3 protein-coding genes and 1 pseudogene are annotated in these 3,486 nt (G+C 57.8%); all 4 read right to left on the minus strand.

Annotated features, from left to right (window positions below):
- A pseudogene (locus tag F0169_RS25990) lies at nt 1-557 on the minus strand (hypothetical protein); the annotation flags it as partial.
- A 619-nt stretch (nt 558-1,176) separates the two neighbouring features.
- Complete coding sequence (locus tag F0169_RS25995; protein WP_058411400.1) at nt 1,177-2,151, minus strand: tRNA dihydrouridine synthase; 975 nt, start codon at nt 2,149-2,151, stop codon at nt 1,177-1,179.
- Between the two features lie 55 nt (nt 2,152-2,206).
- Nucleotides 2,207-2,641 (minus strand): acyl-CoA thioesterase, encoded by a 435-nt coding sequence (locus F0169_RS26000; RefSeq protein WP_152748013.1) that lies wholly within the window; start codon nt 2,639-2,641, stop codon nt 2,207-2,209.
- 105 nt (nt 2,642-2,746) lie between these two features.
- Nucleotides 2,747-3,286: a TetR/AcrR family transcriptional regulator gene (locus F0169_RS26005; RefSeq protein WP_058411398.1), complete on the minus strand. Its 540-nt coding sequence runs from the start codon at nt 3,284-3,286 to the stop codon at nt 2,747-2,749.
- Between the last annotated feature and the right edge of the window lie 200 nt (nt 3,287-3,486).

The following is a 3,486-nucleotide window of genomic DNA, read 5'->3' on the forward strand; positions in this document are numbered from 1 at the left end:
GCTTTATCGGGCATCACCTTCGGCAACAGACCTGTATCCGGTTTAACCTTAGCCTGGTCCGCACCATCGACCTTAACCTTCGGTGACAGATCGATATCGACTTTAATCTTCGGCTGGTCTGCACCGTCGACCTTCACCTTCGGTAGTAGACCAACATCCGCTTTAACTTTCGATTGGTCTGCGCCGTCGACCTTTACCTTCGGCAAGAGGCCGATATCCACTTTAACTTTCGGCTGGTCCGCGCCGTCGACCTTCAACTTCGGCACTTTATCAGCACCGGGCAATACGTCAGGTGTTATATCCTTACCTGCAAACATCTCTCGCATTGTTTTAAACATCTGCTCCAGCATGTCAAACAATTTGGAAAGCGAACTAGCGCTAATCGTTACATTACCCTGCGGCACCTGCAGGGCATCTTGCCGCGGCGCAATGGGGGCAGCCTGTGAGCTCGACGTCGGAACAGCTGAACCTGAGGCGTTCATTGCAAGTGCAGCCGGGGTGGCCATCGGTGTGGTATCAAACTTTACAAAGGCCGGAGTATTAATTGATAGCGTCATTAGTGATTCCTCAGTAAGCACTGCCTGCCTTATTAACTTGGCCAGACAAGGGATAATAGTGATTCGCTGGAAACCCACCGAGTGGCTTCACAGTCCCTACATTCGTGGAACTTCGCGCTGTCGAGTTCCAGTTATCCCTGCTCATATAAGGACATCAATAAGATTCTTCAGACTTTACCCCCTGTTTTTTTAGAGAAACCCATTAATAGAGCGGCCGCGCAACGTTTGCACTGGACACAACTATTCATACACTGCCGACCCAGCAACCCACTGTCATACTTCAGCAAACGAAGCCACGGCCGGGTGTGATATTCCCGCGACTGGAGACACTTTCAATCTGACACTATCGACTTAAAGCCAACTACGCTTAAACAATAACCAACCTTACATATCGACCCATTAATGCAGGGAACCAAACACGTCTTTCCGCATGTTACCTACTGCCACCCGTCAGGTCTTATCGCCCTACCACGAGCGCTCTATTCCAGGCATCGGTGTTGCTCTATGCCCGCGTCAAAAACGCAAAATGCTCCCTATCTTTCGATAGCGAGCATTTTGTTGAAACAGCTGGCCCACTGACACACGCCTCGAACGCCGTCCAAGCGTTACAACGGATGAATCAGTGTGGCGCAACCATGGCTTGCCCTGGGTGGGCCATGCGTAACAAACGGCTGACGTTCTGCAGGTCGGTTTCCCGGCGCATCGCGGTAAACAGCTCAACTGCTTCGGGGTAGTTACGGGTCAACATCGCCAGCCATTGCTTCAAACGGCCCGGTGCCTGACGCTCAGTGAGCTGGGCCACCGACTGGGTCCAGAATTCCTGGAGCATCGGCTGCAACTGCGCCCACGTCATTTCCACCACCGCCTCGCCCGCCCGTGCTGCCGCAATCTGCCGCGCCAGGTCAGGGCGTGCTACCAGGCCGCGACCGAGCATGATGTCTTCGACACCACTGATTTCGCGGCAACGCCGCCAGTCTTCAACACTCCAAATATCACCGTTGGCAAACACCGGCACCTTGACCACGTCCTGCACGCGCGGAATCCACTCCCAGTGGGCCGGCGGCTTGTAACCATCGGTTTTGGTGCGCGCATGCACCACGATATGTGCAGCACCGCCCTCGGCCAGGGCCGTGGCGCACACCAGCGCGCCATCCGGGCTGTCGAAACCCAGGCGCATCTTGGCGGTCACCGGTATATGCGCCGGAACGGCACGCCGCACATGTTCGACGATCCGGTTGAGCAGTTCAGGCTCCTTGAGCAATACCGCACCGCCACGCGATTTGTTGACGGTCTTGGCCGGGCAGCCGAAGTTAAGGTCGATCACTTGCGAACCCAGCTCGCAGGCCAGCGCGGCGTTTTCCGCCAGGCATACCGGGTCCGAGCCAAGCAACTGCACACGCAGCGGCACGCCCGCCGCTGTGTGGGCACCGTGCAGCAGCTCCGGGGCAAGCTTGTGAAAATAGGCGGGCGTGAGCAGGCGTTCGTTGACGCGGATGAACTCGGTCACGCACCAGTCAATACCGCCGACGCGGGTCAACACGTCGCGCAGGATGTTGTCGACCAACCCCTCCATGGGCGCCAAAGCAATTTGCATGGAAAACACTCAACAAAAATCGTGGCGCAGTTTACTGGGTTTCCCGGCTTAAACGTTAACCCCCCGTCAGCGCGGGGGCGTAGCCATCGATAAACTCAACGGGCATGCGCTTGGGCTTGCCGGTCGACAGCTCGATGCACACAAAAGTGGTGTGCGCGCGCAGCAGGGTCGCGCCGTCGCTGGGGCGTATCAACTGAAAACGGCGGGTCATTTTAAGGCGCTGGTCCCAGTCGACAATCCACGTGGCAAGCTGCAGGTCGTCGCCCTCGTAGCCGGCGGCCAGGTAGTCGATCTCGTGGCGCACCACGGCCATGGCGCGGTCAAGCCTGCGGTACTCGGTAAGATCCAGCCCCAGGCACTGGGAATGGCGCCAGGCGCAACGCTCCAGCCAGGCCACATACACCGCATTATTGGCGTGCCCCAGGCCGTCGATGTGTTCAGCGGCGACCTGCAAGTCGATGATAAACGGCGTTGCCAAATCCCAGCCCATGCCTTGCTCCAGTCGATTAATGTCGGCGGGGCAGTGTATCAGGCGGGTTGCCGCGCCTGTAAATCAGCGCCTGCCAGGTGAATGCACCCATCATGCGACTCTTGCTCAGCGCACCGCCGATTTGGCTGCGCGTAGTACGCGGTCCGACAACTCGCCAGGCCCGAGGGCGCGCGCCAACGCCAACCCGCCAATCATCAAGGCCATATCAGCCAGGGCTTTATCGGCGTCCTCGGGGCTGGCAGACAACTGTGCGACCATCAGCTCGGTATGCTCGTTGAGCGCCTGGCGAAATTCGTCCGGCAGGCGGCTCATCTCACCCACGGTGGCGGGTATCGGGCACGCCTGGTCCGTTGAGTCGCGGTGCTTGCGTGACAGGTAAAACGCCGCTACCAGCCCGCGGCGTTCCTCACCGGTGAGTTGCGCGTCCATATCGGCAATCAACGCACGACGCCGCGCGAGTAACTCGGTGAAGGCTTCCAGCATCAACGCGTCTTTGCTTTCAAAGTGCGCGTAAAAACCACCGACCGTCAGCCCTGCCGCGCCCATGACTTCGCCCACACTGGGCTCGGCCGGGCCGCGCTGAACCAGCGCAGCGCTGGCGGCTTGCAGAATGCGCTCACGGGTGTGTGCTTTTTTATCGTTCATCGCGTGCCTCCGACTCTCATGAGTCGAATATTATTACCATAATAATATTCTGCAAGCGACAAGCATGACCGTTGATCAAAGGCTGGGGGAATGAAAAGAGGATTGGCCAAACGCCAGACAAACAAAAGGGCCATTCAATAATTGAATGACCCTTAAAAATCCCGCAGAGCGGGTAATCGTGGCGTCCCCTAGGGGACTCG

Origin of the sequence: Pseudomonas kitaguniensis, from assembly GCF_009296165.1 — a bacterium.
Taxonomy (GTDB): domain Bacteria; phylum Pseudomonadota; class Gammaproteobacteria; order Pseudomonadales; family Pseudomonadaceae; genus Aquipseudomonas; species Aquipseudomonas kitaguniensis.

What these genes read in the sequence shown, in the direction of transcription:
- F0169_RS26005 (WP_058411398.1), bottom strand. Translation starts at nt 3,286, where the DNA reads ATGAACGATAAAAAAGCACACACCCGTGAGCGCATTCTGCAAGCCGCC.
- F0169_RS26000 (WP_152748013.1), bottom strand. Translation starts at nt 2,641, where the DNA reads ATGGGCTGGGATTTGGCAACGCCGTTTATCATCGACTTGCAGGTCGCC.
- F0169_RS25995 (WP_058411400.1), bottom strand. Translation starts at nt 2,151, where the DNA reads ATGCAAATTGCTTTGGCGCCCATGGAGGGGTTGGTCGACAACATCCTG.